Source organism: Microbacterium azadirachtae (genome assembly GCF_000956505.1).
Classification (GTDB): domain Bacteria; phylum Actinomycetota; class Actinomycetes; order Actinomycetales; family Microbacteriaceae; genus Microbacterium; species Microbacterium azadirachtae_A.
This window is the reverse complement of the sequence record NZ_JYIX01000024.1, coordinates 42,721-59,711: the sequence shown is the minus strand read 5'-3', so window position 1 is coordinate 59,711 and position 16,991 is coordinate 42,721. Positions and strand designations below refer to the sequence as shown.

Sequence of the window (16,991 nt, the reverse complement as noted above, 5' to 3'; positions counted from 1 at the left end):
GGGCCCGCCGGTTCGTCAGCTGCGGGTGCCTGGATCCGCCACCCGGTACACGCCGTCCACGAGCACCGGCACGGTCGAGGACACGTCGGTCTGGGCGGCGAGCTCGACGTCCGCGCCCTGCCCCTCTTCACGCAGTTCCACACCGCTCGACGATGCCGTGAACAGGTGCCGGGTCGCCCGGGCAAGGCCCGTGTAGGCGGCGCAGGCCGCGGCGGCTTCGGGCGAGCAGGCGTCGATGCCGAGCGCGCCGAGGGCGTCGATGACAGCGCCCGCGGCGAGCAGGTCCTCGACGGAGAACCGCACGGTCTCGTCGTCGCGCACCTCGCCGCCCGCGACCACAGCGACCTTCACGCGGTGTCCGACAGCGTGCTGGTGGTGGAGGATCCACTGCGCGACGGCGGAGCGGTTCCGCAACGACGCGGCGAGGACCGGCACGCCGAATCGCGCGGCGGCAGCGGACAGCCGGGATCCGTTGAACGACGGCACCACGGCCCTGGTCGCGCCGAAGGCCGCGACGTTCTCGGCGGTCAGGCTCGACGGCGACAAGGTCACCCCCGGCCCTCCGCGCGGTCCCGCAAGAAGAGCCTCGCCGAAGCCGTGCTCGGCGGAGATCCGCTCGGCCTCGACGCGCGTGCCAGGGAACGGCTGCACCTCGAGGCCCTCGGTCACGGCCCGCTCCACGGTCGTCGTGAACGAGATCGCGTCGATCACGACGATGACGCCCGCCCCCTGCGCGATCGAGCGCAGGCCCTCGCGCGCCCAGTCGAAGCGCACCTCGTAGTCCTGCTGCAGCGGATGGTCGGGACTCATCGGGGATCTCACCCGGGAATGGTACCCGGCTGGGGCGTCCGGATCGGCCGTGCGGCCCAACCGGACGTGCGGCCCCTGCGCTCGACCCGGCCCGCCTGCCCGCGCGGTGCCGTGTTCAGCGGGCGTCGTCGGAACGCAGCGGCGCGCTGCTCCAGTTCGATGCGGCCCCTGTCAGCGCCGCGTCGAGCGATTCCTGCGCGTACCGCATGTTCTCGGCGTAACGCGGCTCCTGCAGGCGCTGCCACATGACATCCTCCGGCACGTCCTCGACCTGGGCCGTCACCCACCAGATGTTGCCGAACGGATCCTTCACACGCCCGCCGCGCTGACCGAAGGCGTTGTCGCCGAGTTCGGTCACGACCGTCGCGCCGCGGTCCAGCGCTCGCGCGAAGGCGGCATCGGCGTCGGCCACCCAGACGCGCAGCAGGCTCGGCATCGCCGGCCAGTCCTGGCGCCGGTCGAAGGCCAGTACCACGGTGTCACCGACACGGATCTCACCGTGGCCGATCGAGCCGTCCGCGGTCTGCACCCGGGCGAGCTCCTCGCCCTCGAAGGCGCCCGCGATGAAGTCGAGCAGAGCGCCGGTGTCGTCGGTCACCACCCAGGGCGCGACGGTCGTGTAGCCGGTCGGAGTAGCGGGGTCGATCATCGCCATGGGGGATCCTCTCGTCGTCATCCCGAGCCTACGAGCGGCCTCCGACATCGGACCGGATAGCCTGTACTGCGCTGTTCCGCCGCCGCAGACCACCCGAGGAGGGCGATGTTCGACAGCCCGCTCTCCGCGTCCGCGTACGAGGTGCTCGGCGTCGTCGCGACCATCGACGACGAGGAGCTGCGCCGCGCCTACCGGCTGCAGCTGCGCCGCACGCACCCCGATACGGGCGGCGATGCGACCGTGTTCATCCAGGTGCAGCGCGCCTGGGAGCTCGTCGGCACACCAGAGCTCCGCGCCGTCTACGACCGCGGGCACGGGTTCTCCGATGACGAGGTCGCGTGGGACGGCTGGCGAGCGCCGGCCGCACGCACCGATACCCGCCCGCGTGCGAAGGCCTACGGCGAGGCCGGCGCGAGCCGGCGGCGTCACTACGTCGCGCAGGTGCACGCGTGGGCCGGATCGGACGTGCCGGATCCATACGACCCCGCGTTCGTGCGCACGATTCCCCGCGAGCTGCGGCGAGTCCTCGCGCACGCCCTCGCCGAGGAGCACACCGCCCGCTCCGTCGCCGATCTGGGCATGGGCTTCACCGCCTGGCACGACGTGGCAGTGCCTGGCACGCCGGCCGGCTTCGGCGCTCCTGCCGCCCTCGGCGGCGCTTCGGTCCCGGCGCCCCCCGACACGCTCGACCACATCGTGCTCGGGCCGTCCGGGCTGTACGGCGTGATGTCGGCCGACTTCGGCGAGATCGCGCGCTTCCGCGGCGGTGAGGTCATCAGCTCCGGTGCCGGGCCCCGCGCCCCGATCACGGCGCTGGTGACGCAGGTGCGCACGGTCGCACGCTCGGCGCGGGTGCGCTTCGGCGGGGCGATCCTGGTGCTCCCCGACGACGACCTGGCGCAGGCGGCCACGCCCCTCGGCGCGATCCGCGGCACGACCGTGGTGGTCGCGCGCCGCAGCACCCTCCGCACGCTGCTGCGGTCCGGCGTGCCCGGATCCCGGACGATCGGCGGCACCGAGCTGTTCGATGTGCGAACCCGGATCCAGCAGATCGTCCGCTTCGCCTGAGCACGGCGTGCTGCCTGGTTGCGGGGCGGGCTTGGTTGCTGCGCGGGCTTGGCGTCGGCGCCCCCTCTGGCGACCCACGCCCCCTCTCAGAAGCGACTCTGCGAGGGGGCCCCGACACCGCGAGGGGGCGTTGATACTTGGCGGCGAGCGCCGGCCGGATCCGTTCCCCCTACGTCCGCGCCCCCTCTGGCGACCCGCACCCCCTCTGAGAAGCAACCCTACGAGGGGGCGCGGACCCTGCGAGGGGGCCTCGACGTTGCGCGAGCCCCCACAGCAGCCCCACACAGCAGGATCCCCGCGGGCAAAGCCGGAGCACCGCCCCCGGCACGGGACTCAAGCCCATGGTCACCGTCCCTGCGGCGCGACATCATGGGGTGTGCGCATCGCGAAGAGCGAAGCGTCGCGAGGGGCGAAGCGTCGCGAGGGGCGAAGAGGAGAGGCGATGGCGGATCCGGGAACCGTCGACCTGTCTTCCGCCGCGCGTCCGCGCCGCGGCTCGGAGCGCCCGCTGCCCACCGCGCTCGTCATGATCGCGGCGTTCGCGCTCCTGCTGGGCGTGGTCGAGCTCGGGATCGGGCTGCGCACTCCCGACACCCTCTGGGTCGTCGCGCTGTTCACCGGCGTCTTCTGGATCTGGGTCGCCGCGGGCCTGCTCGCGTGGTGGCGTCGCCCGCACAACAACACGGGCCTGCTGCTCGTGGTCGGCGGGATCGCCCTGTTCCTCGCCGGGCTCGTGAACCTCGGGGTCGACGCGCTCTCGGTGCTGAGCGCGATCTTCGCGACGAGCCCGCTTGCGATGACCATGCATCTGCTGCACGCGTTCCCGTCCGGGCGCCTGCGCGGCCGACTTTCGATCACCACCGTCGTGCTGGGCTGGGTGGCCTGCCCCGTGTCCCAGCTCGTCCTCGTCGTGCTCTCCGGGACGACCCCGGGTGCCATCCCGGCGGTCGCCGCGGTGCAGAAGACCCTCGGGATCACCGTCATGGTGCTCACCGCGATCGTGCTGGTCCGCCGTCTCGTCGTCGCCGATCCCGGCCACCGGCGCGTGCTGCTGCCCCTGTTCGGCTACGGGATCGTCGCCGTGCTGCTGCTCGCCTTCGCGCCCACGATCGTCGGCGCGCTCGGGTGGGATCCGTCGCTCGGCGGGGTGACCCAGCTCATCGTCTCCGCGGCCATCCCCGTCGCGTTCCTGATCGGGGTGCTGCTCGGCGGATTCCGCCGCACCGGAGCACTGGAGCCGCTGAGCGCCTGGCTCGGCATCACCGGCGCCGGCGGTCCTGCCGTCGCCCGCGCGCTGGCCGGCACGCTGGGCGACGACTCGCTGCGGGTCGTCTACTGGTCGCCGGAGCGCGACGAGTACGTCGACGAGAGCGGCGGACCGGTCGACCCCGCCCAGCGCGGACCCGACCGCGGCTGGTGCGAGATCCGCGTCGACTCACGACTCGTGGGCGCGATCGTCTATGACACCCGGATGACCGCGGATCCGGCGCCGGTGCGGCGCGCGGGCGACGTCCTCGCGATCGCGATCGACCGCGAGCGCCTCACCGCAGAGCTGCTCGCGAGCAACGACGCGCTCACGCAGTCGCGGATCCGCCTCGTCGAGACCGCCGACCGGGAGCGCTCGCGCATCGCGCAGGACCTGCACGACGGCATCCAGGTGCAACTCGTGCTGCTGGCCCTCGCCGCGCAGACCATCGCCAACGCGCCCGACGCGAGCGCGGACACCAGCGAGGCCTCGGCGCGACTGCGGCACGGCATCGACGAGGCCGCGGCTGACCTCCGCCGCCTCGTGCACAATGTGCTGCCGGTCACGCTCACCGAACGCGGGCTCACCGCCGCCGCGGAGGACCTCGTCGATCGGCTGGCGATCCCGGCATCCCTCGAGACCGACGTCGAGGATGCGGCGATCTCGTCCACCACGGCCCACACCGCGTACTTCATCATCGCCGAGGCCCTGACGAACACCGTCAAGCACTCGAAGGCGTCCTGGGTGCGCGTCACCCTGCACGCCGAGGCGGGACGGCTGCACATCGTCGTCCGCGACAACGGGGTGGGCGGGGCGAGTCTCGACCGCGGGGCGAGTGTCGACCGCGGTGCGGGCCTGCACGGCCTGCTCGACCGCGTCGACGCCCTGGGCGGAAGCCTGCGGATGAGATCGGATCCGGGACACGGCACCGAGGTGAGGGTGGAGCTGCCATGCGCGTGATCATCGGCGAGGACGAGGTGCTGCTGCGCGAGGGCCTGCGGCATCTGCTCGCACAGGACGGTTTCGAGGTCGTGGCGGCCATCGGCGACGCCGAGGCTCTGCTCGAGCAGGTGGATCTGCTCGAGCCTGAGCTGGTCATCACCGACATCAGGATGCCTCCGACCCACACCGACGAGGGGCTGATCGCCGCGCTCCGGATCCGCGAGACGCATCCCGGGATCCCGGTCGTCGTGCTCTCGCAGTACGTGCAGCGCCGCTACGCGACCGAGCTGCTCGATCAGAACGGCGGCGGCTTCGGCTATCTGCTCAAGCAGCGCATCGCCGACGTCACCACGTTCACCGCGGACCTGCGCCGCGTCGCCGCCGGCGGCACGGCCCTGGATCCCGAGGTCGTCGCCGTGCTGGTCACGCGCGCGAGCCGCGCGAGCGGGGCGGTCGGATCGCTCACCCCGCGCCAGCTCGAGGTGCTCTCGCTCATGGCGGAGGGGCGCAGCAATGCGCGGATCGCGACGGAGCTGTTCCTCTCCGAGAAGGCGGTCGTGCAGCACACCTCGCACATCTACACCGCCCTGGGGCTTGCCGTCGACGGGGAAGACCACCGCAGGGTGCTCGCGGTCCTGCGCTTCCTGGCGTCCGTGGCGGAGGAGTACCGCTGAACCGACGCATGGACCGGCCCGGGAGCGGGGTCCGCACCCGCCGATGCCCTACTTCCGCGGCGGCGGCGTGTACGCCGTCCCCAGCTCTGCGGTGAGGGCGACGAGGAGGCGCACCGCGGGCGTCTGACAGATCGCGTCGCCCGGATCGTCGGTGAGCGTGGGGGATGTCGTGCACCCGCCCGACGCGATGTCGCTGTTGGTCTGCACCGCGACCGTGGTGTCCGTCGCCGTGTCGTAGAAGAGCGAGGTGTTGTAGCCGGAGAGGTCGCCGGTGTGCCCGACCCACCCCTGCGAGCAGCTCAGCCCGAAGCCGTAGCCGATCGGCGAGAACGACGTCAGCCGCAGGGCCTGCGTCTTCGCGTCGACCAGCCCCTGTCCGGTGCCGAGGGCGCGGCCCATCGTCAGCAGATCGTCGATGTCGGAGATGATCTCGCCGGCGGTGAAGCTCCACGACGGGTTCCAGTCCGTGGAGTCGGTCGGCGCGTCAGGGGTCGCGGTGTTGCCGTTCAGCGTGTAGCCGTGCGCGTACGGCTCGGGCAGCGCGGCAGAAGTGCCGGGCCACGACGTGTTCGTCAGGTGCAGCGGGTCGAAGATCCGCTCCTGCATGACCTGGCCGATGTCCTGGCCCGTGACCTTCTCGATCACCTTCCCGAGCAGAACCGTGTTCGTGTTCGAGTACGCGAAGCTCTCCCCCGGCGGGAACAGGGGCGACACGGCGGCGCCCGCCTCGATGACCTCCTCCGGCGTGTAGACCGCGGTCGGATCCGCGAAGTACTTCTGCAGGAGCTTCTCGTTCATCGTGTAGCTCGCGACGCCGCTGGTCATGTCGGCCAGTTGGGTGAGCGTGATCTTGTCACCGTTCGGGATCCCGTCCACGTACTTCGCGATGGTGTCGGCGAGCGCGAGCTTGCCCTCATGGGCCAGCTGCAGCACGATCGTCGCGGTGTACATCTTGGTGAGCGACGCGATGCGGGTGTGCATGCCCACCTGCATCGGGGTGCCCGCGGCCGGATCCGCGGATCCGTAGGCCTTCGTCCAGGTGCCCTCGGGCGTGCGCACGCCGACGACCGCGCCCGGAGAAGCGCCCAGGGCGAATGCCTTGGCCGCGGCGGCGTCGAGCGTGGCGACCGTCTCCGCGGACAACGCGGACATCGTCTTCGCGCCGGGCTTCGCGGTGATGGTCTTGGCCGGATCCGCGACGCACGCGGCCGCCGCCGTGGTGGTCGGGGTCGCTGACGGCGAGGGCGTGCGCGACGACGCGGTGGAGGGACCGGAGCAGCCGGCCAGGACGAGCGCTCCGGCGACGGCGGCGAGCGCCAGGGCGCGGCGCAGGTCGCGCCCTGTGCGGCGGGAATCGCGCGGAGCGCGGCGGGGGGACGGCATCATCTCAACCTCCGTAGATGCTCTTCATGAGCGAGGTGGCGATCGTGGCGGCAGGCGGGCGCCCGTCGGCGGCGGGGGCGAGGTTCGTCCAGACGACGATCGTCACCTTCTGCACGGGGTCGTACCCCATGAACGAGTTGTAGCCGGGCAGTTCCCCGGTGTGACCGTAGAGCGGGCCGATCTTCGCGATCCCCCAGCCGTACTTCGGGTCGGGCAGCGGGACCGGGACCGGCTGCACGCTCGCGAGGCGCTCCTTCTGCAGGGTCGGTCCGAGCAGGGCGCCGGATCCGAGCGCCTCGACCCAGTGCGCGAGGTCGCGGATCGTCGAGATGCCGGCGCCGGCGGCGCCCGCCCACGACGGGTTGAGGTTCGTGGAGTCGCTCGGCAGCAACGTGCCGGCCGTCGCCTGGGCGAGCTGATCGGGCGGCAGCACGTTCGACTCCATGGTGTCGACGTTCGTCGAGTACATGTAGCCATGCGAGTAGGGCTCCGGCAGCGAGGCGTCCGCGATGTCGGGGTACGACGTCTCGCGCAGGCCGAGCGGCTCGAACAGCCGCTCCCGGAAGATCTGCGCGAGCGGCTTGTGCTCGAGCTGCTCCGCGATGAGGCCGAGCAGCACGGTGTTGGTGTTGGAGTAGTTCCAGCCGTCGCCGGGGGCGAAGGTCGGCGGCTCGGCGAGGCCCATGGCCACGAGCTCCTCCGGGTTCCAGGCGCGCTGCGGCTGCGTGTCCAGCGCCCGGTTGAGCTCGAGCGTCGTCGTGTAGTTCGCCAGTCCGCTGCGCATCGTGAGCAGCTGCTCGATCGTGATGCTGCCGCCGTTCGGCACGTCAGGGCGGTACTTCGCGACCTTGTCGGTGAGCGCGATCCTCCCCTCCTGCACGAGCTGCAGGACGACGGTTCCGGTCATCGTCTTCGTGTTGGATCCGATCCGGAAGTGGTCGTCCAGGGAGACGGGCGTGGAACCGCGCAGCTGGGTCACGCCGTAGGTCGCCGTGACCTCGCCCTGCGGCGTGCGCACGAGCATGGCCGCGCCCGGCACGCCGAGCTCGGTCGCGAGCGCATCGAACTGCGCGCGCAGGGCGCCGGCGTCCGTGGTCACGAGGCCCGTGGCCGCGGTGCCCGCCGATGCGGACGGAGACGCGGCGGCTCCCGAAGCGCCGCCGCTCGCACATCCCGACACGATCAGTCCGATCGCCAGGAGGGCGGCTGCCGCCGCGCCCCGTCGCACCCCGGTCTCCGCCATCATCGCGAGCCTCCTCGTCGCACACCCCGGAACACCGCATGTGCGGATCCGACCCCCGATCCCCCCTCGAGCATCCCCATGCGCTCACCAGTCTCCCGGGGCCGGGCGCGGGCCGGAATGGGCCTACGTCTATTCCTCCCGGACTCCGCGGGTGCCAGAGTCTCCTATGGGGAAGGACTGATCCGCCTGAAGGAGCTCCGCCATGGTCACCGCTCGTCTCGCGAGGCCGATCGCGCTCGCGGCCGCCCTGCTCGTCCTCGCCGGCTGCTCGGCGCAACCCTCGACCGGCCCCACCTCGACGGGCACCGGAACCCCGTCATCCGCGGTGCCCGCGGTCTCGACGTGCGTCGCCGACCCCTCGGCCGTCGTGACGCGAACCGCGGATCTGCCGACCTCGGCACTTCCCGACGACCTGACCGCGACCATCGACAAGACCGCGCAGGCCGCCTTCGCCCAGACATCGGCGAAGGGCGCGATCGTGGCCGTGCAGTCGCCGAAGGGGCTGTTCTTCAAGGCCTACGGCGTGGCGGATCCATCCACCGGCGCCCCGATGACGACCGACATCTACCAGCGCGTCGGATCCATCACGAAGCCCTTCACCGGAACCCTGACCCTGCAGCTCGCGGCCGAGGGCAAGCTGAGCCTCGACGACAAGATCTCGAAGTACGTGGACGGCGTGCCGCGCGGCGACGAGGTCACGATCCGCATGCTCGCGGACATGAGCAGCTCGGTGACGAGCTACACGAAGGATCCCGCCTGGCAGAAGATCTTCTTCTCCGAGCCCGACCGGGTGTGGAAGCCCGAAGAGCTGCTCAAGGCCGGCCTGGGTCTGAAGCCGCAGGACTTCGCGCCAGGAACCGCGTTCGACTACTCGAACACCAACACGATCCTGCTGGGATTCGTGATCGAGAAGGTGACGGGCAAGAGCTACCAGGACGTGCTGGCGGAGAAGATCCTCACCCCGCTCGGCCTCACGCACACGATCTTCCCGGCCGGATCCGCCGCGTTCCCGGATCCGCACGCGCAGGGATTCACCCTGCAGGGCGGGCATGGCACCCCGGAGAACCCGGCGAACACGACGAACTGGAACCCCTCCTGGGGCTGGACCGCCGGTGAGCTGATCTCGAGCGCACCGGACCTGCTGAAGTTCGGACGGGCGGAGGCGACCGGCGCGGGGCTCGTGCCGGCGAAGGACCAGATCGAGCGGCTCACGTCGTTCCGGGAATTCAACGGGCCGGGCAACGGCGGGTACGGCATCGGCTGGGGCTGCCAGAACGGCTGGGTCGGCCACGCCGGCGAGCTGCCCGGCTACAACACCTCGATGTTCTACAGCACCAAGGACGACACCACGATCATCACGATGGTCAACAGCGACATCCCCTCGGGCGACTGCCCGAGCGATGCCAGGACCTTGACCGACAACCCGACGGATCTGCCCTGCAGCTCCCCCGCGACCCGGATCTTCCAATCCCTCGCGCAGGAGCTCGGCACCCCGTTCGCGCCGCAGAAGAAGTAGGCCCGTTCGCTGGTTCGCCCGGCTCGGCCGCCCACTCCTGGCGTCGACGCCCCCTCTGAGCGTCGGCGCCCCCTCGCAGCAACGCCACCACAGGGGGGCGCGGATGCTGCGAGGGGGCGTCGGCTCGCCTGCCGCGTCGATCGCACCCACTGCCCGCTGGGATAGCGTGGCGGCATGAGTGGCTACGACGTGAGCGAGATCGGCGGAATCGACACCTGGGGTGTCGCGGAGGGGACAGGGAAGAGGTTCGTCGACGGGGAGGCGGCGAGGTACCTCGGGATGTCGGCGAACGCGACGGATCCCGGCGCGAGCTCGCCGTTCTGGCACCGGCACGATCGCTTCGAGGAGCTCTACGTGTTCCTCGAGGGGCGCGGGCAGATGGCGCTCGATGACGACGTGGTCGACGTGCAGGCGGGCACCGTGGTGCGCGTCGCGCCCGAGACCTGGCGGGCTGTGCACAACGCCGCCGACGCCGACCGTCCGCTGAAGTGGCTGTGCCTGCGCGGGGGCGGCGACAGTCTCTCCGCGATCGGACGCGATGGCGAACTCGACAAGGAGCGGACGTTCCCGTGGACCGCATGAGCGACGACATCTCCATCGGGGGCGAGAGCATCCGGCTCGGACAGTTCCTGAAGTTCGCCGGACTGCTCGACTCCGGCGGCGACGCCAAGGAGGCGATCATCGACGGGTACGTGCGCGTGAACGGCGAGGTGGACCGCCGCCGCGGACGGCAGCTCGTCGACGGCGACCTCGTGACGTACGACGGACGTACGGTCCGCGTCCGCCCCTGACCCGCCGGCAGTCGGCTCAGTCCCGCACGGGCCGGCGCAGCAGCTCCACGGCGACGAGGACGAGCAGCGCGCCCAGCAGCACCCACAGCACGAGCCACGCCGTAAGCGGGTGCACGAGCAGAACGACGGCTGCGGCGACGAGCGCGACCACGGCGAGGATCCACCGGTGCGAGCGGTCGATCCAGCCGCCGAGACGGGCGGGCCCGGTCGGCTCGACCTCGGCCGACGTACGAGGAACACCGGGGCGCACGGCATCGGCGACCCTGTCTCCGGCGCGGCGCACGGCCCGCGCAGAGCGGGAGGTGCCGATGACCCATGCGACGAGCGCCACCACGAGGGCGAGCAGCCCGAGCGCGAGGATGCGTTGCGTGAGCGGCGCCGTGATCTGGTCGAACACGGATCCGGCGGCTGCCGGCGTGATGACGGATCCGCCGGACGCGAGCGCGCCGATCCCGACCGCACGCCCGACGGCGATCGCCGCCAGCATCAGCACCATGATCACGGTCGCGGCGACTCCGGCGGCCAGGACCGTGCGTCGGCGCTGCCGTGCCACCAGCACGCCGGCGAGCAGCAGGGCCAGCGCGATCCACGGCAGCCAGGTGGAGACGGTCACCACGAGCCCGTAGACGGCGACGGCCTTGCCCAGCGACGCGTTGTGGACGAGCACGATCGTCTGATCCGTCGTGGGGATGGCCTGGGCGAAGGTCACGCCCTCGGCCAGCAGGCGGGTGCGGACGCCGTCGAGGATCGGGCCCAGCTGCAGCCGCAGCCCTCCGTCCGAGCCCGCGGCGAGCGCGGCATCGGGGGCGCCTTGCAGCACAGCGAGCGCCTGCGTGTGCGAGACGCTCAGCGCCTGCTTCCATACGTCCGCGAACGTGGGCGAGGTGATCACGTTCTGGACCATGCCGTGCACGAGGTTCCGCGCCCCTTGGGCGACCGGAGCCTCCAGCAGGCCCAGCGCCGCCGAGGCCTTGGGCGGCATGTCCAGGGCGCGCAGGCCGTCGAACACATCGCTCGTGAGCGCGGGGATGTCGACCTGCCGGTCGATCAGCTGGTTCGTCGCATTCACCAGGACCGTCTGCACGGCGGGATCCGCGGCGAGCGGCGCGAACGTCGCGACGAACTGATCCGTGTCGGTGAGCAGCGCGTTGACGTAGCCGGTGACGGCGCTGACGGATCCGAGGACGAGTCCGAGCACGATCAGGATCGCCGATCCGGCGCTGCGCCACCATGCCCCGGAGCGCCGTTCCGCACTGCTGCGCAGCGCCTCGTTCTCGGTTTCGAGCCGCGCGATGCGCGCCGCCGGATCCTCATCGCTCGTCATGACGCGTCCCTTTCGTCGAGATGCTCGGTCGGGGCGGCGCCGCGCGGATGAGCTGAGAGCAGACTATTGCGCCGTCCCTCGCGGGCGCACGATCCCAGCCTCTCGGGTGCAGGACTTCAGCGCGCCATTCCGAGGTACACCATCAGCAGCCGCTCGACCTCCGTGAGCTGATCGGCAGACAGCCGCCCGATCCGCGCATCGACGTTCCGCCGTCGCACGGTCGTGGCCTTGTCGATCATCACGTCGCTCTCCTTCGTCAGGCCCGAGAGCTCGCCGGGGCGGATGCGAACCCTCAGCAACGGGGCATCGATCAAGGCACCGGTCAACGGCAGCACGCTCACGGACGCCGTGGCGGCGAACAGGTCGTCCTGGATGATCAGCGCCGGCCGAGGCTTCGACGCGTACACACCGCCGGCGACCGTCCAGAGCTCGCCGCGGATCATTCGTCTTCCCACTCCACCGACACGGCCTCGATGAACGCCTGATCCTCGGTCGCCGATGCCGCGCCGGCGATCAACGCGGCCTGGCGATGCGCCTCCCCCGCGAACGAGGCGCTGCGCACATCGGGCACCCAGACCTGCATCGGACGGAAACCGCGCTCGCGCATTCGCCGCCGATACTCACCCACCCGCTCATTGACGCCCATGTCGCTCATCGTTACATGTAACGGGGTGCCGGGCAATGGTGACTTCGACTGCGTGCGCTCTGACATGACCCCATGGTCCGCGAGCGAAGCTCCCCTGAGGCCACGCTTCACGCAATCAGTGCACAACGAGCGGACGCCGCGATCCGTGCGGACCGAACCGTCCTCGCCCGACCGATCGGTGTTCGACCCTGACCGATCGGTGGATCCCCGCAGCGCTGCGCCTGGGGACGCTGGAGACATGAACAAGACACTCCCCCTCACCGCCCTCGCGACCGCGCGCCGCGCGGCGTTCCGTGCGCTGACCGCGTCCCCGGAACGGCCGCCGACTGATAGCGTTCGGCAAGATCTCGATCGCCGTCGAACACGAGGACTCCTATGAGCGACCCCCAGCCTCCCGCCGCCCCGCAGCCGGAGCCGGAGCCTCAGTACGGTACCCCCGCCTTTCCGCCGCCACCGCCGTCGGCGCCGTACGGCGCCGACGGATACGCGCCCCCTGGTGCTACGGCCCCGCACCCCGCCGCCCCCGTGATGCAACCGGGCCCGCAGATCCCATACCCCGGCGCCCCGACGTACCAGGCTGCCCAGCCCGGGTATCCCGGCGCCCCGGGAATGCATCCGGGCGTCTGGTTGCAGGCTCCGGCCGCTGTCCGCCCCCTACGCAGCATCGGCGCAGCGACCCGGATCCTGATCGCGGTCTACGCGACCCTGTCCCTGGTGACCGTGCTCACCGACGGATGGGGCATCATGACGCTCGATGCTTACAGCAGCGGATCGGTCGGAGCGGAAGCGCTCAACGTGTTCGACGGGAGCTCTCTCTCCCTCAGCCTCATCTCCGTGGGCGTGCTGATCGCCGCCGCGGTCTGCTGGGTCGTCTGGCAGTACCGTGCCGCCGCGTCCGTTCCGCGGGCCGGTCTGCGACGCAGCCCGGGCTGGCACGTCGGGTCGTGGTTCATCCCGGTCGTGTCGCTGTTCTTCCCGTTCCAGAACGTCTCCGACCTCGCACGCAGCTCCCGCGCTGAGCTGAGCGGCGGGTTGAGAGGCACCTGGTGGACGCTGTGGCTCGCGTCCAATCTGGTGGGCTCGATCGCGAGTCAGGCCGCATCGACGGCGAAGTCCATCCCCGGGCTGACCGGTGCACTGGCGGGTTCCATGCTGAGCGAATTGCTCGTGATCGGGGCGGCGGTCTTCGCCTGGATCATCGTCGCGCGCATCACCGACGCCATCGACCCGAAGCGACGCTGAACGAGCGCCTCCGCCCCGTTCCGACCAGCCGCGCCTAGCCCACAGCGCGTCCTTCGACCGCCGCGAGCGCGTCTCGCGCCCCGCGCGTCGGGGCGATCCGCACGAGGCCGCGGTAGAGGCGCAGCAGCGCCTCGCGATCCGTCGCGCCGGTGCGGGCCCGGTCGCAGTGCACCGACTGGATCGCCGCCTCGAGCTGGAACCGCCCCGGCTCTCCTCCCCCGGCGACGCCGCTGAGCTTCGCGGCGCGGTGCAGCAGCGCCTCGCCCTCCGCGATGAGCTCGCGGTCCCACAGCGCCGGATCCTGCTCGTCCAGTGCGGGCCAGGGATCGCCGATGCGCGCGGGCGCCCTGGACTGCGCGAGCGTGAGCAGCGCCGCCAGTCCCCACGCCTCCGGATCCGTGTCGAGCAGGGTCGCGGTGAGCACGGCGAGCCAGCGCGCCTCATCGGCGAGCGAGGTGCGCACATCGTCGTGCCGGTCCAGCCAGTCCAGCGCATAGGCGCCGTAGATCGCCTCGAGCACCGCGGTCGTGCGGGCGGGCATGTCGGCGCGCACGGGAAGGGTGAAGGGGATCCCCGCGTCGCGGATCTTGCGCTTGGCCCGCACGAGGCGCTGCGCCATGGCCGCGGGCTCGACGTCGAAGGCCTGCGCCACCTCGGCGGCGTCGAAGCCGAGCACGGCCTGCAGCATGAGCGGCGTGCGGATGCTCTGATCGATCGCGGGGTGCGCGCACGCGAACAGCAGTTCCAATCGCCGATCCGGGATCGCCTCGGCGCGCTCCACCAGGGCGGTGACGTCCATGCCGGCATCGACGTCACCCAGAGCGTCGTCGAGCGGGGCGTTCGTGCGGCGTGCCGCGGAGCCCCACACGTCGCGCAGTCTGTTGCGGGCCACGGTGAGCAGCCATCCTTCCGGGTTGTCCGGCACGCCGGCATCGGGCCAGGTGCGCAGGGCGCGTTCGAGGGCATCGGCGAGGCAGTCCTCGGCGAGCGCGAGGTCTCCGGTCCCGGCCGCGAGGAGCGCGACGAGCCGGCCATAGGAGGTTCGGACCGCGCGCTCGGCGGCGGTCCGAACCTCCTCGGCCGTGCTCATGTCGCCTCCTGGCGTTCTCGGATCCGGCGGGTCCTCCGGGGGTCGCGGCGAGTGCGCGGCGATCGGCGCCCGCGCCGGTCGTGTCTACCGGACCGGCGAAGCACCCTGCCACGCGCCGTCCGCGAAGCGCGTCGCGACAGGGCGCACCTCGACCGCGCCCCACTCGACGGACGGCGCCTTGGCGGCCCAGGTGATCGCGGCGTCGAGGTCGTCCACCTCGATCACGAAGCTGCCGCCGAGCTGCTCCTTGGTGTCGGCGAACGGCCCGTCCTGGACGACGGGCTGCCCGTCGCGCACGCGCACGGTCGTGGTGGCGGTCGACGGGTGCAGCACCTCGGCGCTGCGCAGCACGCCCGCCTCGTCCAGGGCCTTCGCATAGACGTCGAAGGCGCGCATGCCCTCGGCGAGCACCTCCGGTCCGAGGTCCTCGGCGCTCATCTCGGGGTACTGCAGCAGAAGCGTGTAACGCATGATCCGTCCTTTCGTAGGTATCGACATCATGGTGACGATCGAAGGATCCGCCGATCGACATCCTCCTCCGCGACGGCCCAGATCGGGAGGGCGGGGATCACTCCCCGCGCGTGTCGGCCGGCATCGACGCCAGGAGATCGTGCAGCAGGCCCGATGCGGCGAGCAGCGCGAGGCTGCGGCGGGTGAGGTCCGCGAGCCGCTGCTGCAGGATACGCTGCGCGTCGCCGGGGTCCCCGTGCGCGCGCACCTCCTGGAGGATGCTTCGGATCGCCGGGATCCCGTACCCGCCGGCACGGAGAGCTGCGACGATCCGCGCCTCGGTCACCGCGAGCGCGCCATAGATCCGGGTGCCGGAGCCCTCGGATCGAGTCGTGCGGACGAGCTCCTCGCGCTCCCAATGCCGGAGCGCGGACGCCCGCACGCCGAGGGCCTGGGCGAGCTCACCGATCGTCATCGCGTCGCCGTCGTCGAACTCCTCCCCTGCCTCCGCCAGCACGGCGTCGAGGCCGCGGAGCGCTTCGTGCACCCTGCGGCGTTCGAGGGCCAGGTCGGCATGCAGCTCGTCGATGCGGGCGGCCGCGTCGTCGACCGATCCGGCTGCGAGCGCCGGAAGGACGGTCCTCGCCGCGACCGGACCGATCGCGGCGGCAAGGGCGCGATACGCACGGGCCGCGATCACGTGGCGGGCGTCGTAGCGGCGGTAACCGTTGGCGGCGCGCGGCGCGGGCGGGAGCACCCCGAGACGCTCGAGGTCGCGCACCTGCTGCGTGGAGTAGCCGGCCAGTCGTCCGACGTCCGCCGTGGAAAAGCCCTCTGGAGGGTTGGCGGCGCTCGCCTCCCATGAGTCCATGCCTTTCTGCTGCATGGGTCCACATAAGCACGTCAACCTCACGATGGAGGGATGGAGATGCAGCAGATCGTGGATCACGTCAGGACGTTCGACGGCGTCCTCGTCCTCGCCCCGGAGCCCGGAGGCCCTTTTCCCGAGATCGCGTGGGGCGACGCGTTCTTCTACTACGCCCCCGACGGCGCCGTGCCGGAGCGCACCCAGCCCTACGGCACGATCGTGACGAAGGACTACCCCGACGACCGGTCCTCCGCGCTGGACGCACCGGATCGCTTCCGGGTCAACATCCATGTCGGCCGGGAGCGCGCCGCGCAGCTTCCGCTCGGCGAGGATCCGGCGGCGAGCGATGCCTTCGCGCGGCACCCGCAGTACGGCGACGCCGGGTGGGTGAGCGCGGTGAATCCCGGATCCGGGACCGCGGAGCTGGTTCTCGCGCTGCTGCGGGAGGCGCACGAGGCCGCACGCGCCCGTACGGAGCGCCGGGATCGGGGTGGGCGATGACCCGGGCGCTCTCCGCGCAGACGTTGTCCGAGGAGGACAGGCGGCTCGTCGCGGAATGGGCCGCGACCTGCGCCGACCATGTGCTGCCGCTCTTCGAGGCGGAGGCGCCGGACGATGATCGCCCCCGCGACGCGATCGCCCGGGCGCGCGCGTTCTCCCGCGGCGAGCTCGACGCCGCGGGCGAGATCCGTCGCCGGTTCGTCGCCGGCCGGGCGGCGCACGCCGTGTCCTCCGCCGGGGCCGTATCCGCGGCCCGCGCCGCCGCGCAGGCGGCCGGCGTGGCGCACATGGGAGCGCACGCGCTGGGCGCCGCGGCCTACGCCGCGCGCGCGGCCGGCGCCGCCGCCGAGGATCGGTCGGCGGCGGTCGCGGCGGAGCTCGCCTGGCAGCGCGGCCAGATGTCCGACGAGGTGACGACAGCCCTGTGCCTGCTCCCTGCGGTAGGGACGGACGACTCGGGCCCGCTCGGACAGGGGCTGCTCGCCTCCGGAGAGCTCGGGTCGATCATCCGGGCACTCCAGGCAGCGCTGGCCTGAGCGGGA

General features: G+C 71.8%; 19 protein-coding genes. 9 read left to right on the top strand and 10 right to left on the bottom strand.

The annotated features are described in order from the left end of the window. Positions 1-15 precede the first annotated feature (15 nt). Together RS86_RS02890 and RS86_RS02885 are read right to left on the bottom strand one after the other, a co-directional pair. The gene (locus RS86_RS02890; protein ID WP_152642051.1) at positions 16-822 is read right to left on the bottom strand and encodes a 2-phosphosulfolactate phosphatase; all 807 of its coding nucleotides are present in this window, start codon (positions 820-822) and stop codon (positions 16-18) included. A 103-nt stretch (positions 823-925) separates the two neighbouring features. Further along, positions 926-1,465: a VOC family protein gene (locus RS86_RS02885; protein WP_045270701.1), complete on the bottom strand. Its 540-nt coding sequence runs from the start codon at positions 1,463-1,465 to the stop codon at positions 926-928. Between the two features lie 105 nt (positions 1,466-1,570). Between RS86_RS02885 and RS86_RS02880 the strand changes: the two genes are divergently transcribed. The 3 genes from RS86_RS02880 to RS86_RS02870 all read left to right on the top strand — a co-directional run bounded on the left by RS86_RS02880 (position 1,571) and on the right by RS86_RS02870 (position 5,395). Next, positions 1,571-2,533: a J domain-containing protein gene (locus RS86_RS02880; RefSeq protein WP_045270700.1), complete on the top strand. Its 963-nt coding sequence runs from the start codon at positions 1,571-1,573 to the stop codon at positions 2,531-2,533. A 442-nt stretch (positions 2,534-2,975) separates the two neighbouring features. Then, positions 2,976-4,739, top strand: a complete 1,764-nt coding sequence (locus tag RS86_RS02875; RefSeq protein ID WP_052680034.1) for a sensor histidine kinase — start codon at positions 2,976-2,978, stop codon at positions 4,737-4,739. Beyond that, positions 4,730-5,395, top strand: a complete 666-nt coding sequence (locus RS86_RS02870; RefSeq protein WP_045270699.1) for a response regulator transcription factor — start codon at positions 4,730-4,732, stop codon at positions 5,393-5,395. The genes RS86_RS02875 and RS86_RS02870 overlap by 10 nt, the downstream gene beginning before the upstream one ends. A gap of 48 nt (positions 5,396-5,443) precedes the next feature. Here RS86_RS02870 and RS86_RS02865 read toward each other — a convergent pair whose 3' ends face one another. Together RS86_RS02865 and RS86_RS02860 are read right to left on the bottom strand one after the other, a co-directional pair. Further along, the gene (locus tag RS86_RS02865) at positions 5,444-6,781 is read right to left on the bottom strand and encodes a serine hydrolase domain-containing protein (RefSeq protein ID WP_200892736.1); all 1,338 of its coding nucleotides are present in this window, start codon (positions 6,779-6,781) and stop codon (positions 5,444-5,446) included. Between the two features lies 1 nt (position 6,782). Next, a complete protein-coding gene (locus tag RS86_RS02860; protein ID WP_152642050.1) occupies positions 6,783-8,024 on the bottom strand; it encodes a serine hydrolase domain-containing protein in 1,242 nt (413 codons plus the stop codon). A 199-nt stretch (positions 8,025-8,223) separates the two neighbouring features. On the opposite strand from RS86_RS02860, the gene RS86_RS02855 reads away from it, so the two are divergent. The 3 genes from RS86_RS02855 to RS86_RS02845 all read left to right on the top strand — a co-directional run bounded on the left by RS86_RS02855 (position 8,224) and on the right by RS86_RS02845 (position 10,328). Further along, positions 8,224-9,537, top strand: a complete 1,314-nt coding sequence (locus RS86_RS02855; RefSeq protein ID WP_052680032.1) for a serine hydrolase domain-containing protein — start codon at positions 8,224-8,226, stop codon at positions 9,535-9,537. Between the two features lie 174 nt (positions 9,538-9,711). Then, positions 9,712-10,119, top strand: a complete 408-nt coding sequence (locus tag RS86_RS02850; protein ID WP_045270698.1) for a cupin domain-containing protein — start codon at positions 9,712-9,714, stop codon at positions 10,117-10,119. After that, the gene (locus RS86_RS02845; RefSeq protein ID WP_045270727.1) at positions 10,116-10,328 is read left to right on the top strand and encodes an RNA-binding S4 domain-containing protein; all 213 of its coding nucleotides are present in this window, start codon (positions 10,116-10,118) and stop codon (positions 10,326-10,328) included. The genes RS86_RS02850 and RS86_RS02845 overlap by 4 nt, the downstream gene beginning before the upstream one ends. Before the next feature lie 16 nt (positions 10,329-10,344). Here the strand turns inward: RS86_RS02845 and RS86_RS02840 are convergent, their stop codons facing one another. The 3 genes from RS86_RS02840 to RS86_RS02830 form a co-directional block, all read right to left on the bottom strand. Further along, positions 10,345-11,652, bottom strand: a complete 1,308-nt coding sequence (locus RS86_RS02840) for a hypothetical protein (protein ID WP_045270697.1) — start codon at positions 11,650-11,652, stop codon at positions 10,345-10,347. A gap of 116 nt (positions 11,653-11,768) precedes the next feature. Beyond that, positions 11,769-12,095, bottom strand: coding sequence for a type II toxin-antitoxin system PemK/MazF family toxin (locus RS86_RS02835; RefSeq protein ID WP_045270696.1), 327 nt, complete (start codon positions 12,093-12,095; stop codon positions 11,769-11,771). After that, positions 12,092-12,307 (bottom strand): antitoxin MazE-like protein, encoded by a 216-nt coding sequence (locus RS86_RS02830; protein WP_235281568.1) that lies wholly within the window; start codon positions 12,305-12,307, stop codon positions 12,092-12,094. The genes RS86_RS02835 and RS86_RS02830 overlap by 4 nt, the downstream gene beginning before the upstream one ends. 366 nt (positions 12,308-12,673) lie before the next feature. Between RS86_RS02830 and RS86_RS02825 the strand changes: the two genes are divergently transcribed. Then, positions 12,674-13,540, top strand: a complete 867-nt coding sequence (locus tag RS86_RS02825) for a DUF4328 domain-containing protein (protein WP_152642049.1) — start codon at positions 12,674-12,676, stop codon at positions 13,538-13,540. Between the two features lie 34 nt (positions 13,541-13,574). Here RS86_RS02825 and RS86_RS02820 read toward each other — a convergent pair whose 3' ends face one another. The 3 genes from RS86_RS02820 to RS86_RS02810 all read right to left on the bottom strand — a co-directional run bounded on the left by RS86_RS02820 (position 13,575) and on the right by RS86_RS02810 (position 15,951). After that, entirely contained in the window at positions 13,575-14,630 is a 1,056-nt protein-coding gene (locus tag RS86_RS02820) for an RNA polymerase sigma factor (RefSeq protein WP_045270694.1), read from the bottom strand. A gap of 84 nt (positions 14,631-14,714) precedes the next feature. Beyond that, complete coding sequence (locus RS86_RS02815) at positions 14,715-15,101, bottom strand: YciI family protein (RefSeq protein ID WP_045270693.1); 387 nt, start codon at positions 15,099-15,101, stop codon at positions 14,715-14,717. Positions 15,102-15,198: 97 nt separating this feature from the next. Continuing rightward, on the bottom strand, positions 15,199-15,951 hold the full coding sequence (locus tag RS86_RS02810; protein WP_045270692.1) for a MerR family transcriptional regulator: 753 nt from the start codon (positions 15,949-15,951) through the stop codon (positions 15,199-15,201). A gap of 51 nt (positions 15,952-16,002) precedes the next feature. Here RS86_RS02810 and RS86_RS02805 point away from each other — a divergent pair, with 51 nt between their 5' ends. Continuing rightward, positions 16,003-16,449: a DUF6194 family protein gene (locus RS86_RS02805; RefSeq protein WP_045270691.1), complete on the top strand. Its 447-nt coding sequence runs from the start codon at positions 16,003-16,005 to the stop codon at positions 16,447-16,449. Beyond that, entirely contained in the window at positions 16,446-16,985 is a 540-nt protein-coding gene (locus RS86_RS02800; protein ID WP_045270690.1) for a putative immunity protein, read from the top strand. The genes RS86_RS02805 and RS86_RS02800 overlap by 4 nt, the downstream gene beginning before the upstream one ends. Positions 16,986-16,991: the final 6 nt, after the last annotated feature.